Origin of the sequence: Caballeronia sp. LP006 (assembly GCF_031450995.1) — a bacterium.
Lineage (GTDB): Bacteria > Pseudomonadota > Gammaproteobacteria > Burkholderiales > Burkholderiaceae > Caballeronia.
The window spans coordinates 1,674,669-1,690,641 of record NZ_JARTVW010000005.1; the positions used below are offsets into that span (position 1 = coordinate 1,674,669).

Below are 15,973 nucleotides of genomic sequence, written 5' to 3' on the forward strand. Positions count from 1 at the left end.
GCATCGCCTTTCTTCGAATCTTTCCAGCGGGAGCAACTCATGAGTGCAGCAAGCGACGACATTTACGCGTTCAAGGCCGAGACGCTGGGCGGCGAGACGGTGGGCATCGACCAGTATCGCGGCAAGGTGCTTTTGATCGTGAACACCGCGAGCGAATGCGGCTTCACGCCGCAATACAAGGGTTTGCAGGAAGTCTATGAGCGCTTCGCGGCGCGCGGTTTCGAAGTGCTCGGTTTTCCCTGCAACCAGTTCGGCGCGCAGGAACCGGGCGATGCCACGCAGATCGGCAGCTTCTGCGAAAAGAACTACGGCGTCACGTTCCCGATGTTCGCGAAAATCGACGTCAAGGGGCCAAATGCGCATCCGCTCTTCAAATATCTGACATCGAAGGAACCGGGCGTGCTCGGCACCGAGGTCATCAAGTGGAATTTCACGAAGTTTCTCGTGAACCGCAACGGCGACATCCTGAAGCGCTACGCGTCGCTGACGAAACCGGAGTCGATTGCCGAGGACATCGAAAAACTGCTGTAGCGCCTTAAAGGATAGGCGAGAAGAGGCGCGCCACGTGCATGGCCATGCGTCGCCAGGACGCCGCGCCGCGATAGTCCTCGCGGTCGATCTCATACGAAAGCGCGAAGTCGGCGAGCAGCATGCTTTCGACTTCACGCGCGAAAGCGTTGTCGACGGTCAGCACCATGACCTCGAAGTTGAGGCGAAAGGAGCGGTTGTCGAGATTGGCGCTGCCGATGGCCGCGCCGACATCGTCGACGAGCACGACCTTTTGATGCAGAAAACCCGGCTTGTAGCGGAAGATGCGCACGCCCGCCTGCAACAGATCGTAGGCATACAGCTTCGATGCCGCGAACACCACGCGATGATCGCGCCGGCTCGGAATCAGGATGCGTACATCGACGCCACGCATCACGGCAAGGCGCAGCGCGGAGAACACGGCTTCGTCGGGAATCAGATAGGGCGAGGTGATCCAGACACGTTGGCGCGCCGCGTTGATCGCCTCGACGAAGAAGAGCGAACAGGTCTCCTGTTTGTCGGCCGGGCCGCTCGACAATACCATGCAGTGCATGTTTTCGTCCGAATGCGGCGCGGGGCCGAGCTCGGGCAGGCGTTGCGTGGCCCAGTACCAATCTTCCGTGAAAACGAACTGGATGCTCGCCACGGCGGGGCCGCGCACCTCGACGTGGGTATCGCGCCAGGGCGTGAGGCGTGGATTGCCGCCGAGATACTCGACGCCCACGTTATGTCCGCCGACGAATGCGCGCTTGCCGTCGACCACCACGATCTTCCGGTGATTGCGGAAGTTGATCTGGAAGCGGTGCACGAACTTGCGCTTGGCCGCGAACGGATGCGCCTGTACGCCGCTCGCACGCAGCGCATTCACGTAGCGATGCGGCAAGTCGAAGCTGCCGATGCTGTCGTAGAGAAAATAGACGCGCACGCCCGCTTTCGCCCGCGCGATGAGCATTTCCTTGAGCAACTCGCCGAGCGCATCGGCGCGCACGATGAAGAACTGCACGACGACATAGTGCTCGGCCGCTTCGATGGCGGAGAGAATCGCGGAGAACGTGGCGTCGCCGTTGACGAGCACGCGCACCGAGTTGCCGCGCAGGAACGGCATGCCCGAGAGGCGCTGCAAAGTGCGAATGGTCGGATTGCCGAGATAGCTCGCCGGTCCCGGCGCGATCTCGCCGCGCACGCCCGACGCGTCGAGCAGCGCGCCGGCTTCGTCGCGATGAATTGGGAGCGGCTGAGGCGCGTCGCTGCGATCGGTCGAGTCCCATTCGGCGGGTTTCGAGCGGCTGCGCAGAATCTCGATTTCGAGCCGACGCGCGTCGATATAACCCGCGAACTTGCTACGGCCGAGAAACAGATAAGGAATGAGCGTGAAGTAAGGCATGGCCACGAGCGACACCGCCCACGCCACCGCGCCCTGCGAGGTGCGCGTATTGATGATGGCGTGAATCGCCGCGATCACGCCGAGCACATGCGCGGCTATCACGAGCGTGCCGAGGTGTAGCCAGTCTGCTGCTTGCATGGAATGCCGTTGGTCCGATGACGACGCGTGCAGCCTGCACGGCGCGACAGCAAATGCGCTGCCGCGAGGATGCGTCATATTACCGAACCTTGGGCGCAAGTCGCGGCCCGAAAAGGACCGCGCTTGCGTTGAAACAACGCCGCTGAAGGCTCAGGCCGGCAGGTCGGCGGCCTGGATCAGGAACACGTTGTCGTCGCCAGCGCTGGTCGAGAGCCAGATCAGATCGAGACCGCCGAGCGCCGCTTCGACATTGGCGCGTTCGTTGCCGATCTCGACGACGAGCACGCCGTCTTCGGTCAGCCACTTGCTCGCCTCGTGCACGATACGCCGCACCACGTCCATGCCGTCCGCGCCGCCCGCGAGCGCGAGTGCCGGCTCGTGGCGATATTCCTCGGGCAGCGACTGCATGGCGGTGGCGTTGACGTATGGCGGGTTCGTGATGATCACTTCGTAGCGCGCGTCTTGCGGCAGCGGCGCGTACAGGTCGCCTTCGTAAAGCGAGATGCGTTCGTCGAGTTCGTAGTCGTCGACGTTGCGGCGCGCGACCGCGAGCGCATCGGCGGAGATGTCGACGGCATCGATATCGGCGTTTTCGAACGCCTGCGCCGCGAGCACCGCGAGGCAGCCCGAACCCGTGCAGAGTTCGAGCACGCGCGTGACCTGGTCGGGGTCGGCCACGTAAGGCTGCAAGCCGTCCTGCAGCAATTCGCCGATGAACGAACGCGGCACGATCACGCGCTCATCGACGTAGAAACGGTGTCCGTGCATCCACGCTTCCTGCGTGATGTAGGCGGCGGGCACGCGCTCCTTCGCGCGGCGCTCGATCACTTTCATGACGGCGTCGATTTCGGTGTCGAGCAGGCGCGCGTCGAGAAACGGGTCGAGCGTGTCGAGCGGCAGATGCAGCGTATGCAGAATCAGATACGCGGCTTCGTCATAGGCGTTGGTCGAACCGTGGCCGAACGAGAGTCCGGCCTCTGTGAAGCGCGTAACGCCAAAGCGCAGCAAGTCGCGCAGGGTGGTGAAGGGCAGCGCCATCGAATGGCTCCTTGTGTGACGGGTAGAGGCTTTAAGCGACGAGTTGTTCGAGCACGCGGCGGTAGATGTTCTTCAGCGGCTCGATGAATCGCACTTCGACATGTTCGTCGATCTTATGGATGGTGCCGTTCGGCGGACCGAATTCGATCACCTGTTTGCAGATGCGCGCGATGAACCGCCCGTCCGACGTGCCGCCCGTGGTCGACAGTTCCGTCGCCACGCCGGTTTCGTCGCGGATCGCTTTTTCGAGCGCCTCGGAGAGTTCGCCGCGCGGTGTCAAGAAGGGCAGGCCGCTCACCGTCCAGGTCAGGTCGTAATCGAGGCCGTGCTTGTCGAGAATGGCTTGCACGCGGCTTTGCAGACCTTCGACCGTGCTCGCGGTCGAGAAGCGGAAGTTGAACATCAGGTCCGCGTGGCCGGGAATGATGTTGGTCGCGCCCGTGCCGGAATGCAGGTTCGAGACTTGCCATGTGGTCGGCGGAAAGTATTCGTTGCCGTCGTCCCAGCGCTCCGCCACGAGTTCGGCAAGCGCCGGTGCGAGCGCATGCACCGGATTTTTCGCGAGATGCGGATACGCGATATGCCCTTGCACGCCCTTGACGACGAGCTTGCCTGTCATCGAGCCGCGCCGGCCGTTCTTGACCATGTCGCCGAGCGTGGCGTTCGAAGTCGGCTCGCCGACGATGCAGTAATCGAGTCGCTCGCCGCGCGCCTTCAAGGCTTCGACGACCTTCACGGTGCCGTCGGTGGCGGGGCCTTCTTCATCGCTCGTGATGAGAAAGGCGAGCGAGCCGCGATGCAACGGATGGTTCGCGACGAACTCTTCGCTCGATACGACGAACGCCGCAAGCGAGGCCTTCATGTCCGCCGCGCCGCGCCCGTAGAGCTTGCCGTCGCGCTGCGTCGGGGCGAACGGCGGCGAGGTCCATTGTTCGAGCGGGCCGGTGGGCACGACATCGGTGTGGCCGGCGAAGGCAAGCAGCTTGCCTTGCGATCCGTCCGTGCCGCGCTTGACCGCCCACAGGTTCGTGACGCCGCCCGAGGCGATGGTTTCGCAGTGAAAGCCGATCGCGGCGAGGCGTTCGATCATCAGCGCCTGACAATGCTGGTCGTCGGGCGTGACGGACGCGCGTTCGATCAATGCTTCGGTGAGGGATAAGGTGCCGGACATGGTGTCTTGACGTTGATGCGATAAAAAATGCCGGCGCAGGGGGCCGGCACTCGTGGCGCGTCAGTGACTCGGAAAAGCGAAGTCACCGCACGCGATCATGCGAAGATCGTCTCGTACTGCTCGGCCGAAAAGCCGAGCGTCTTCACGCGCCCGTTCACGACGACGACCGGCCGCTTGATGATCGACGGCTTGTGGATCATGAGCGCAATGGCGCCCGCGGTGGTATCCGCTTCGGCCTTGTGCACGTCCGACAGCCCGCGCCAGGTCGTGCCGCGCTTGTTGATGAGCTGGTCGAGCGGCACGTCCTTCAGCCAGTCCTGCACCAGCGCGTTCGACACGCCGGCTTTCTTGAAGTCGTGAAACTCGAACGGCACGCCATGTTCCTCCAGCCACACGCGTGCTTTCTTCACCGTGTCGCAATTGGGAATGCCGTACACGACCGTTGTCTTCGCCACGATCAGTCGCCTCGCAGCAGTTCGTTCAGGCCAACCTTGGCGCGCGTCTTGGCGTCGACCTTCTTGACGATGACCGCGCAATACAGGCTATGCGAACCGTCCTTCGAAGGCAGGTTGCCCGCAACCACCACCGAGCCCGCCGGAATGCGGCCGTAGCTCACCTGACCGGTTTCGCGGTCATAGATCTTGGTGCTCTGGCCGAGATACACGCCCATGGAAATGACCGAATTCTCCTCGACGATCACGCCTTCCACCACTTCCGAGCGCGCGCCGATGAAGCAGTTGTCCTCGATGATGACCGGATTCGCCTGTAACGGCTCCAGCACGCCACCAATGCCCACGCCGCCCGACAGATGCACGTTCTTGCCGATCTGCGCGCACGAACCGACGGTGGCCCAGGTATCGACCATGGTGCCTTCATCGACATAAGCGCCAATGTTAGTGTACGAGGGCATCAGCACCACGTTCTTCGCGATGAACGAGCCGCGCCGCGCGATGGCCGGCGGCACCACGCGGAAACCGCCTGCCGCGAAGTCTTCGGGCGTGTAGTTCGCGAACTTCGAGGGCACTTTGTCGTAGAACTGCGAGTAGCCGCCGGCGGGCATCGGCGCGTTGTCTTCCAGACGGAACGACAGCAGCACCGCCTTCTTCAGCCATTGATTCACGACCCAGTCGCCGTCGCGCTTTTCGGCGACACGCAACGCGCCCTTGTCCAGTTGTTCGATGGCATGGGCAACGGCTTCGCGGACTTCCGCTGGCGCGGCCTTGGGCGACAGTTCAGCGCGGTTTTCCCAGGCTTGATCGATGATGCTCTGAAGTTGTTGCGACATAGTTGGTATCGAGGATGATGGAGAGATGGACTGGCCGCGCCCGTCACGGCGAGACGGATGCCGTGACCGGCGACAGCGTGCGGCAGAATTCGACGATGCGGCGGGCGCCTTCGACACATTCCTCGACGCCGGCGACGAGCGCGATGCGCACGAAGCCTTCGCCCGGATTTGTGCCGTGCGCCGTGCGGGCGAGAAAGGACCCCGGCAGGACCGTCACATTATAGTCGGCGTACAGACGCGCGGCGAACTCGGTATCCGTGAGACCGGTCTTGGCGACGTTGGCCCACAAATAGAACGCGGCGTCGGGCAGACGCACGTCGAGCACCTCGGCGAGCATGGGCGTGACGGTTTCGAACTTCCGCAGATACTTCGCACGATTGTCGCGAACGTGCGTTTCATCCTGCCACGCGACCACGCTCGCTTTCTGAAACACCGTCGAAAGCGCCGCGCCATGATAGGTGCGATACAGCAGGAAACTTTTGAGGATAGCGGCGTCGCCAGCGACGAAGCCCGAGCGCATGCCGGGCACGTTCGAGCGCTTCGACAAGCTCGACAGCATGACGAGACGCTCGAAACCGCGATTCAGCTTGTGCGCGGCTTCGAGGCCGCCGAGCGGCGGATTGGCTTCGTCGAAATAGATTTCCGAATAGCACTCGTCGGAGGCAATCACGAAGCCGTGCTTGTCCGACAGCGCGAAGAGTTCGCGCCAGTTGTCGAGCGTGAGCACGGCGCCTGTCGGATTGCCCGGCGAACACACGTAGAGCAGTTGCGTGCGCGCCCAAATTGCTTCGGGCACCGTCGAGTAATCGCACGCGAAGTTGCGCGACGGGTCGCTATTGACGAAGTAAGGCTCGGCGCCCGCGAGCAGCGCCGCGCCTTCGTAGATTTGATAGAACGGGTTCGGACAGAGTACGATGGGCGGCTCGCCCGACGCCGCCGCGTGACTCGCGCCGCGGCTGTCGACAACGGTTTGCGCCAGCGCGAACAAGGCTTCGCGCGAACCGGAAACGGGCAGCACCTCGGTGGCGGGATTGATCGAAGGCAGACCGTAGCGCGTCATCACCCACTTGGCGATGGCTTCGCGCAAGGGCGCGCTGCCGAGCGTTGCCGGATAGCTCGCCATGCCGTCGAGCGAATCGATGACGGCGTCGCGTATCAGCGCGGGCGTGGGATGCTTCGGCTCGCCTATACCGAAGCTGATCGGCGTGAATCCGGCGCGCGGCTCGATGCCCTGAAAAAGCAGACGCAGCTTTTCGAACGGATACGACTGAAGTTTCTGGAGTAGTGGATTCACAGCGTGACCGGTTTTGCGGTTATGCGGTTATGCGTCTGTACGTATGTATGAGCGAACGGCATCCGACGCATGCGTGCAGCGGGCTTGAAGAAGAGCTTCGTCGCGACACGACGAACACGCGAAATGCACACGCAAGAGCACGAGATTATAGCGCGCGGCCTTATGCCGGACGCGTTGCAGCAAAGGACAAATGAATAATGAGCCTCATGAAAGGCGCACTGGTACAGCCGGTTGATCACGATGAGATGCGCGCAATCGCGCAGCCGGCCGGAGTAACACGATGAGCAGCCGCTTCCACGACGCCGGCCCGACGCTCGCCATCATGATCGGCGCATCGGTCTGGGGCCTCGTGTGGTATCCCATGCGCATGCTCGCCGCCATGGGCCTTTCCGGCACCGCCGCCAGCGCAAGCACGAGCGCGGTCGCCTGTCTCTTCGTGCTGCTGTTCCGGCATCGCTCGATCAAGAGCCTTTCGTGGCATTGGCTGCTCGTCGCGCTTGGACTCGCGGCGGGCGTGACGAGCATCGGCTTCGTCTGGGGCGCTATTCACGGTCAGGTGATGCGCGTGCTGCTGCTGTTCTATCTCACGCCCGCCTGGACCGCGATCTTCGCGCACTTCATCCTGAAGGAACGCCTGACTCGCGTGGATGCCGCGCTGTCCTTGCTGTCGCTCGCGGGCGCGGTCACCATGCTGTGGTCGCCCGAACTCGGCCTGCCGTTGCCCGCCAATCTCGCGGAATGGGCGGGGCTCATGGGCGGCATGGGCTTTTCCATCAGCAACGTGCTGGTGGTGCGCATCACGCGCACGCTTCCGGCAATGAAGCCGGAGATGCGCACGGCGGTGATCTTCGGCGGCGCGGCTATCGTCGCTTCGCTCGTCACCGTGTTCGAGCCGATGCCCGCGCCGCCTTCAGCCGCGCAATTGGGCACGGTCGCGTCGATCGTGCTGGGCCTCGGCGTCGTGCTCGCGGTGAACAACATGATCGTGCAGATCGGCCTGGCGCGCGTGCCCGCCAATCGCGCGTCGATCATCATGCTGTTCGAACTCGTCGTCACCGCGCTCTCGTCGTGGCTCTTCGCGCATGAAGTGCCGGGCCCGCGCGAATGGGCCGGCGGCGCGTGCATCGTGGCGGCTTGCGTGCTGTCGGCATGGGTGCATCGGCAGCGAAAAGAAGCCGCTGAAAATACATCGCGCGATGAAGGCGCAGGCAAAAAGAAATCGAGACGGGCGATGGTATGATGGTGACCGCTCGCCGGGTAGGGCTTTAAGCTCATGCCCGGGCCTCGACTGCCTTCAAGGCGAGCATGATCGACGGGCCGCTGTGCGGCCTGTCTGCTATTTACCTCCGTATTCATCTCAAACAGCGAAATCGCCGTGCGTCTGACCTCGATCAAACTCGCTGGCTTCAAGTCCTTCGTCGATCCCACGCATTTCCAGGTCCCCGGCCAGTTAGTCGGCGTGGTCGGTCCGAATGGCTGCGGCAAGTCAAACATCATCGATGCCGTGCGCTGGGTGCTCGGCGAATCGCGCGCGTCCGAACTGCGCGGCGAATCGATGCAGGACGTCATCTTCAACGGCTCCACGGCGCGCAAGCCGGGCAGCCGGGCAAGCGTCGAACTGATCTTCGATAACGGCGACGGCCGCGCCGCCGGGCAATGGAGCGCTTACGGCGAGATCGCGGTCAAGCGCGTGCTCACGCGCGACGGCACCTCCAGCTACTACATCAACAACCTGCCCGCGCGACGCCGCGACATCCAGGACATCTTCCTCGGCACGGGCTTAGGTCCGCGTGCTTACGCGATCATCGGCCAGGGCATGATCGCGCGCATCATCGAGGCCAAGCCCGAAGAACTGCGCGTGTTTCTGGAAGAAGCCGCGGGCGTGTCGAAGTACAAGGAGCGCCGCCGCGAGACGGAGAATCGTCTGCACGATACACGCGAGAATCTGACACGCGTGGAAGACATCGTCCGCGAACTTGGCGCGAATCTCGAGAAGCTCGAAGCGCAGGCGGTCGTCGCGACGAAGTACAAGGATCTGCAGGCCGAAGGCGAGGAAAAGCAGCGCCTGTTGTGGCTTTTGCGCAAGAACGAAGCGGGCAACGAAGCCGAGCGGCAGCAACGCGCTATCCGCGACGCGCAGATCGAACTCGAAGCGCAGACCGCGCGTCTGCGCGAAGTGGAAGCGCAACTCGAGACGCTGCGTGTCGCGCACTACAGCGCGAGCGACGCCATGCAAGGCGCGCAAGGCGCGCTCTATGAAGCCAACGGCGAAGTGAGCCGGCTGGCAGCGGAGATTCGCTTCATCGTCGAATCGCGCAATCGCGTGCAGGCTCAGATCGCCGCGCTCAACGCGCAGCGCGAGCAATGGCAAATGCAGGCGCAAAAGGCGCGCGACGAAATCGAGACGGCATCGGAAGCGCTCGCGGAAGGCGAAGAGAAAGCAGTCATCGCGCGGGAAAACGCTGCCGCAAAGCATGACGAACTGCCGGCGCTCGAAGCCCGCTGGCGCGACGCGCAGACGCATCTGAACGAAGAACGCGCAGGCATCGCGCGCGCGGAGCAGGCGTTGAAGCTCGAAGCGGCGCATCAGCGCAATGCGGATCAGCAGCTTCAGCAGTTGCAGCAGCGCGAGGAGCGGCTCAGGACCGAATCGAAAGGACTCGACGCACCCGACGAAGCGCAACTCGAAGAACTGCGCATGCAGCTCGCCGAGCATGAGGAAGTACAGAGCGAAGCGCAGGCGCGTCTCGCCGATGCGCAGGAAACCGTGCCGCGTCTGGATGCCGAGCGCCGCGCGGCGCAGGAGCGTGTACAGACCGAAAGCGCGCAGAATCATCAGCTCGAAGCGCGGCTTGCTGCCTTGCGGCAGCTTCAGGAAAGCGTTCAGACCGAAGGCAAGATCCAGCCGTGGCTCGACAAGCACGAGCTCGGCGCGCTGCCGCGCCTCTGGAAGAAGCTGCATGTCGAAGCGGGCTGGGAAGCGGCGCTCGAATCGGTGCTGCGTGAGCGTCTGGCGGCACTCGAAGTATCGAATCTGGACTGGATCAAGGCTTTCGCCGCCGACGCGCCGCCCGCCAAGCTCGCGTTCTATTCGCCGCCCGTCGCCGGCAAGCCGCTCGACACGCCGCAAGGCTTGCGGCCGTTGCTGTCGCTCGTGCGCATCGACGACCCGGGCTTGCGCGCGGTGCTGAACGAGTGGCTCGCCACGACCTTCATCGCCGACGACATCGGCCAGGCGCTCGCGGCGCGCACGCAATTGCCGGAAGGCGGCGCGTTCATCGTGAAGGCAGGGCATGTGGTGACGCGTGTCGGCGTGCAGCTGTACGCCGCCGATTCCGAGCAGTCGGGCATGCTCGCGCGTTCGCAGGATATCGAAAATCTCACGCGGCAAGTGCGCGCGCAGGCATTGCTCGCCGACGAAGCAAAGGCCAACGCGGTACGCGCAGAAGCCGCGCATACCCAAGGCTCGCAAACTCTTGCCGATGCCCGCGCCGCCGCCGAACGCGCGACGCAACGCGTCCACGCGCTGCAACTCGATGTGCTGAAGCTCGCGCAGGCGCATGAGCGCTACACGCAGCGCAGCACGCAGATTGGCGAGGAACTCGAGGAAATCGTCGCGCAGATCGAGGAACAACGCGCGCTGCGGGCCGAATCCGAGGCGGCGTTCGAACATCACGATACGGAGCTCGCGCAATTGCAGGCGCGCTTCGAAGACAACCAGATGGCGTTCGAAGCGCTCGACGAAACGCTCACGGCCGCCCGTCAGGAACTGCGCGAACTGGAACGCGCCGCGAGCGACGCGGGTTTCGCCGCGCGCGGCCTTGCCGCGAAGATCGAGGAATACAAGCGCAACATCGACACGGCGCACGACCAAAGCGAACGCGTGGCGGCATCGCTCGAAGATGCGCGCGCCGAACTCGAAACCATCAACGAACAGACGGCGCAGACCGGCTTGCAGGACGCGCTCGAAGTCCGCGCGGCACGCGAGGAAGCGCTGCACGCCGCGCGCGTCGAACTGGACGATCTGACGGCGCGTCTGCGTGCCTCCGACGAACAGCGGCTACTCGCCGAACGCTCGCTGCAGCCGCTGCGCGACCGCATCAACGAATTGCAGTTGAAGGAGCAGGCCGCGCGCATCAGTGGCGAACAGTTCGTCGAACAGTTGCAAGCAGCGGGCGTCGACGAAGCCGAACTGCAGGCGAAGCTCACGCCGGACATGAAGCCTTCGTATCTGCAAGGCGAAGTCACGCGTCTGAACAACGCGATCACGGCGCTTGGGCCGGTCAACATGGCGGCGCTCGAAGAACTCGTCGCGGCCACCGAGCGCAAGCAGTTCCTTGACGCGCAATCGGCGGATCTGAACGACGCCATCGGTACGCTGGAAGATGCAATCCAGCGAATCGACCAGGAAACGCGCGCGCTGTTGCAAGGCACGTTCGACGAAGTGAACCGACACTTCGGCGAACTGTTCCCGCGGCTGTTCGGCGGTGGCCAGGCCAAGCTCATCATGACGGGTGACGAAATCCTGGACGCTGGCGTACAGGTCATGGCGCAGCCGCCCGGCAAGAAGAATTCGACCATTCACTTGCTGTCAGGCGGCGAGAAAGCGCTTACCGCGACCGCGCTCGTGTTTGCGATGTTCCAGTTGAACCCGGCGCCGTTCTGTCTGCTAGACGAAGTGGACGCGCCGCTCGACGACGCCAACACGGAACGCTTCGCGAATCTCGTGCGCGCGATGTCGGTCAAGACGCAGTTCCTGTTCATCTCGCACAACAAGATCGCGATGGAAATGGCGCAGCAACTGATCGGCGTGACGATGCAGGAGCAGGGCGTATCGCGCATCGTCGCGGTGGACATGGAGTCGGCGGCGGGCTTCGCCCAAAACGGCTGAAGCGCGCGACGCAGCACCAGGATTTGAATGAGTGGCAGGCCGGACGCTGATCCGGCCAGGCGCGCAGGCGCGGAGTGGTGCGCAAAAGACCCGAGGCGTGATGCCGGAACGCGGTCCGATGCGTGCGACAGATCGCGCGGCGCTTCGTAACCCAAAAGAACGATGGAGCGTGCATGGACGAGTTGACACTCGGTTTGATCGGAGCAGGAGCCGTGGTGGTGGGCGGCGTGGTGGTGTACAACGCGTGGCAGAGCGCCAAGGTGCGCCGCAAGATGCCGCGTCCGATGCCCGACGAGGCAGCCGACGCGCTCGCGCGTCAAGAGACGGACGACGAGCAACCGTTTATCGAACCGGTGCGCCAGCCGCGTCGCGAGCCGGTTTCGAGCGAGAGCGAAGCGCGCGTCGAGCCGAGTTTTGGCGGCGTGAGCCTTGCGGCCGAGCCGGCGCCCGTCGCGCCCGCGCCTATCGCTCCGGCTGATACCGCCGTCGATCTGCAGGCTGAAGCCACCGCCGCTGATGAAGCGGAAGTCGCGAGCATCGACGAAGACGAACGCAACGAGCCGACCTTGCCCGCCACGAACACCATTTCGTCGGCGCCGCCGGCGCTGGTCGATCGCCGCATCGATTGCGTCGTGCCGATTCGCCTTGGTGGACCCGTTGCGGGAGACCGCGTGTTGCCGCTGGCGCAGCGTCTGCGTCGCGCGGGCACCAAGCCCGTGACGATCGAAGGCAAGCCCGAGGGCGATTCGACCTGGGAATTGCTGCGCAACGGCGCGCGTTATGAAGAGTTGCGTGCCGCCGCGCAACTGGCAAACCGCAGTGGCCCGCTCAACGAACTCGAGTTTTCCGAATTCGTGACCGGCGTGCAGCGTCTGGCCGATGCCATCGACGGTTCGCCCGAGTTTCCGGACATGATGGAAACCGTGGGCATGGCGCGCGAGCTGGACGCCTTCGCCGCCCAGTGCGACGCGCAGCTCTCCATCAATATCCTGTCCGACGGTGCGCCGTGGTCGGCCAACTACGTGCAGGCGGTGGCCTCGCAAGACGGGCTTTTGCTCTCGCGCGACGGCACGCGTTTCGTGAAACTGGATGCGAAGCAGAACCCGGTTTTCATGCTCCTTTTCGGCGATACCAACTTCCTGCGTGATGACCTCACGTACAAGGGCGGCCAGATGATCACGCTGGTGCTCGACGTGCCGGTGGCGGACGAAGACATCCTGCCGTTCAGGCTCATGTGCGATTACGCCAAGTCGCTGTCAGAGCGTATCGGCGCGCGGGTCGTGGACGATCAGCGCCGGCCGTTGCCGGAATCCGCGTTGCTCAACATCGAAAAGCAATTGATGACGCTGTACGCCAAGCTTGAGCAGGCGGGCATGCCAGCAGGCTCGCCCGCCACGCGGCGGCTCTTCAGCCAATAAGCGCGAGGTCTCACGGCGCGCTCGTCTTTTAGCGTGCAGCGGGCTTCGAAATTGCGCCCCCGACCGGGGCGCTTTCTTTTGCGCGCGCGGCATCGCACGTTTCGTCACATCCTGGCCGTTTGGCCGATGCCACGATTTACCGATCTTCTGAGACAATCGAACGGTCGTTGGCAGACTTAATTCACTTTCCCAAGTATTTGTCGCATGTCCGCTAAAACGAAAGCCGAATCCGCCGCTGCCAGAAAGTCGGGCGCAGCCGTCCCCAGTGCCGATCGTCCGGCCGAGCGCGCGGCGTGGTTGCGCTCGGAACTCGAACGCGCGAATTACGCCTACTACGTGCTCGACCAGCCGGATCTGCCCGACGCCGAATACGACACGCTCTTCAAGGAATTGCAGGGAATCGAGACGGACCGTCCCGATCTCGTCACGCCCGATTCGCCGACGCAACGCGTGGGCGGCAAGGCGGCGGAAGGTTTCGAGCCCGTGGTGCACGACGTGCCGATGCTTTCGCTCAACAACGGTTTCGCCGACGAAGACATCGCCGCGTTCGACAAGCGTGTGTCGGACGCGCTCGCGCACGCGCCGGTGCAATATGCGTGCGAACTGAAATTCGACGGCCTGGCCATTTCCCTGCGTTACGAGGACGGCCGCTTCGTGCAGGCGTCCACGCGCGGCGACGGCGCGACCGGCGAAGATGTGACGGCCAACGTGCGCACCATTCGCTCCATTCCGCTCACGCTCAAGGGCAAGCACGTGCCGAAGCGGCTCGACGTGCGCGGCGAAGCACTGATGTTCAAGCGCGACTTCGAACGGCTCAACGCACGTCAGCGCGATGCCGAGCAGCGCGAGTTCGCCAATCCGCGTAACGCCGCGGCGGGCAGTTTGCGTCAACTCGATCCGAAGATGACCGCGCAACGGCCGCTATCCTTTTTCGCATATGGAATCGGCGTGCTTGAGGGCGCGGAGATGCCGGATACGCACGCCGGTCTGCTCGACTGGTACAAGGAAATGGGCTTGCCGGTGAACGCGGAACGCGGCGTGGTCGATGGCGCGGAGGGTCTGCTCGACTTTTTCCGCAAGACGGGCGAAAAGCGCGAGCAGCTGCCGTACGACATCGACGGCGTGGTCTACAAGGTCAACTGGCGCGACGAACAGGACAAGCTCGGCTTCGTTTCGCGCGCCCCGCGCTTTGCGCTCGCGCACAAGTTTCCGGCGCAGGAAGCGCTCACGCAGCTGCTAGCCATCGACGTGCAGGTGGGCCGTACGGGCGCCATCACGCCGGTCGCGCGCCTGGCGCCGGTCTTCGTCGGCGGCGCGACCGTCACGAATGCGACGCTGCATAACGAAGACGAAGTGCGCCGGAAGGACATCCGTATCGGCGACACGGTGACCGTGCGCCGTGCGGGCGACGTCATTCCCGAAGTGGTGGGCGCGATTCTCGACCGTCGTCCGGACGACGCGCGCGAGTTCGTCATGCCGGCCGAGTGTCCGGTGTGCGGCTCGAAGATCGAACGTCTGCCCGACGAAGCCATTGCGCGTTGCACGGGCGGCCTTTTTTGTCCGGCGCAGCGCAAGCAGGCGCTGTGGCATTTCGCCCAGCGGCGCGCGCTCGATATCGACGGCCTCGGCGAGAAGATCATCGATCAACTGGTCGAAGAGAATCTCGTGCGCACGCCCGCCGATCTCTTCAGCCTCGGTTTCTCGACGCTCACCGCGCTCGACCGGTTCGCCGACAAATCCGCGCAAAACCTGCTCGATTCGCTCGACAAGGCGCGCCACACGACGCTCGCGCGTTTCATTTACGCGCTCGGCATCCGCCACGTGGGGGAGTCGACGGCAAAGGATCTCGCGAAGCATTTCGGCTCGCTCGACCCAATCATCGCCGCTTCGGTCGAGGAATTGCTGGAAGTGAACGATGTCGGGCCGGTCGTCGCCGAAGCCATCCATAATTTCTTCAGCGAAGAGCACAACCAGCACGTCATCGAACAATTGCGCGTCAAGGTGTCGTGGCCGGAAGGTCCGCCCGCACCGAAAGCGCCGCTGGGCGTGCTGGCGGGCAAGACCGTGGTGCTGACGGGCACTTTGCCCACGCTCACGCGCGAAGATGCAAAGGAGATGCTGGAGGCGGCCGGAGCGAAAGTGGCCGGTTCGGTATCGAAAAAGACCGACTACGTGGTGGCGGGCGCGGAAGCAGGCAGCAAGCTTGCGAAAGCGGAGGAACTCGGGGTTCCCGTTCTCGACGAAGACGGCATGAAGAAGCTTTTGGAAGGAGTTACCCCATGATCCGAGAAATCCTGAAGATGGGCGATCCGCGGCTGTTGCGTATCGCCGAGCCGGTGGAGCATTTCGACACGCCGGAACTGCACACGCTGGTGCAGGACATGTTCGATACGATGCGCGACGCCAATGGCGCGGGCCTCGCCGCTCCGCAGATCGGCGTCGATCTGCAAGTGGTGATCTTCGGCTTCGGACAGAATCCGCGCTATCCCGACGCGCCGTCGGTGCCGGAGACGGTGCTCATCAACCCGATCATCACGCCGAACGGTCACGACATGGAGGAGGGCTGGGAAGGCTGCCTGTCCGTCCCCGGCCTGCGCGGCGCGGTACAGCGCTTTTCGATGATCCGCTACCAGGGCTTCGATCAGTACGGCAACGCCATCGAGCGGCTGGCGGAAGGTTTTCACGCGCGCGTCGTGCAGCACGAGTGCGACCATCTGATCGGCAAGCTTTATCCAATGCGTATTACCGACTTCTCGAAGTTCGGCTTCACGGACGTGCTGTTTCCTGGGCTCGATCCGGTTGGCGACGACTGAGAACGTGCGGACG

General features: G+C 63.7%; 12 protein-coding genes. 6 read left to right on the plus strand and 6 right to left on the minus strand.

Features of this window, described 5'->3' with window-relative positions; genetic code table 11:
* Positions 1-39 precede the first annotated feature (39 nt).
* Entirely contained in the window at positions 40-531 is a 492-nt protein-coding gene (locus P9250_RS24450; protein WP_309843113.1) for a glutathione peroxidase, read from the plus strand.
* Positions 532-535: 4 nt separating this feature from the next.
* Here P9250_RS24450 and cls read toward each other — a convergent pair whose 3' ends face one another.
* From cls to dapC, 6 genes are all read right to left on the minus strand, one after another.
* Positions 536-2,050 (minus strand): cardiolipin synthase, encoded by a 1,515-nt coding sequence (cls, locus tag P9250_RS24455; protein WP_250492264.1) that lies wholly within the window; start codon positions 2,048-2,050, stop codon positions 536-538.
* 150 nt (positions 2,051-2,200) lie between these two features.
* Entirely contained in the window at positions 2,201-3,088 is an 888-nt protein-coding gene (prmB, locus tag P9250_RS24460) for a 50S ribosomal protein L3 N(5)-glutamine methyltransferase (protein WP_244827747.1), read from the minus strand.
* 31 nt (positions 3,089-3,119) lie between these two features.
* Entirely contained in the window at positions 3,120-4,259 is a 1,140-nt protein-coding gene (dapE, locus tag P9250_RS24465) for a succinyl-diaminopimelate desuccinylase (protein ID WP_309843106.1), read from the minus strand.
* 95 nt (positions 4,260-4,354) lie between these two features.
* Complete coding sequence (locus P9250_RS24470) at positions 4,355-4,714, minus strand: ArsC family reductase (protein WP_404989191.1); 360 nt, start codon at positions 4,712-4,714, stop codon at positions 4,355-4,357.
* Positions 4,715-4,716: 2 nt separating this feature from the next.
* Positions 4,717-5,544: a 2,3,4,5-tetrahydropyridine-2,6-dicarboxylate N-succinyltransferase gene (gene dapD, locus P9250_RS24475; RefSeq protein ID WP_244827749.1), complete on the minus strand. Its 828-nt coding sequence runs from the start codon at positions 5,542-5,544 to the stop codon at positions 4,717-4,719.
* 43 nt (positions 5,545-5,587) lie between these two features.
* Positions 5,588-6,838 (minus strand): succinyldiaminopimelate transaminase, encoded by a 1,251-nt coding sequence (gene dapC / locus P9250_RS24480; RefSeq protein ID WP_310395645.1) that lies wholly within the window; start codon positions 6,836-6,838, stop codon positions 5,588-5,590.
* A 280-nt stretch (positions 6,839-7,118) separates the two neighbouring features.
* On the opposite strand from dapC, the gene P9250_RS24485 reads away from it, so the two are divergent.
* The 5 genes from P9250_RS24485 to def all read left to right on the plus strand — a co-directional run bounded on the left by P9250_RS24485 (position 7,119) and on the right by def (position 15,960).
* A complete protein-coding gene (locus P9250_RS24485; RefSeq protein ID WP_250525741.1) occupies positions 7,119-8,078 on the plus strand; it encodes a DMT family transporter in 960 nt (319 codons plus the stop codon).
* Positions 8,079-8,213: 135 nt separating this feature from the next.
* Complete coding sequence (gene smc, locus P9250_RS24490; protein ID WP_310395647.1) at positions 8,214-11,729, plus strand: chromosome segregation protein SMC; 3,516 nt, start codon at positions 8,214-8,216, stop codon at positions 11,727-11,729.
* Between the two features lie 173 nt (positions 11,730-11,902).
* Complete coding sequence (locus P9250_RS24495; RefSeq protein WP_310395649.1) at positions 11,903-13,147, plus strand: cell division protein ZipA C-terminal FtsZ-binding domain-containing protein; 1,245 nt, start codon at positions 11,903-11,905, stop codon at positions 13,145-13,147.
* A 204-nt stretch (positions 13,148-13,351) separates the two neighbouring features.
* Entirely contained in the window at positions 13,352-15,430 is a 2,079-nt protein-coding gene (gene ligA, locus P9250_RS24500) for an NAD-dependent DNA ligase LigA (RefSeq protein ID WP_310395651.1), read from the plus strand.
* A complete protein-coding gene (gene def, locus P9250_RS24505; RefSeq protein WP_244827755.1) occupies positions 15,427-15,960 on the plus strand; it encodes a peptide deformylase in 534 nt (177 codons plus the stop codon). The genes ligA and def overlap by 4 nt, the downstream gene beginning before the upstream one ends.
* The last annotated feature ends 13 nt before the right edge of the window (positions 15,961-15,973 follow it).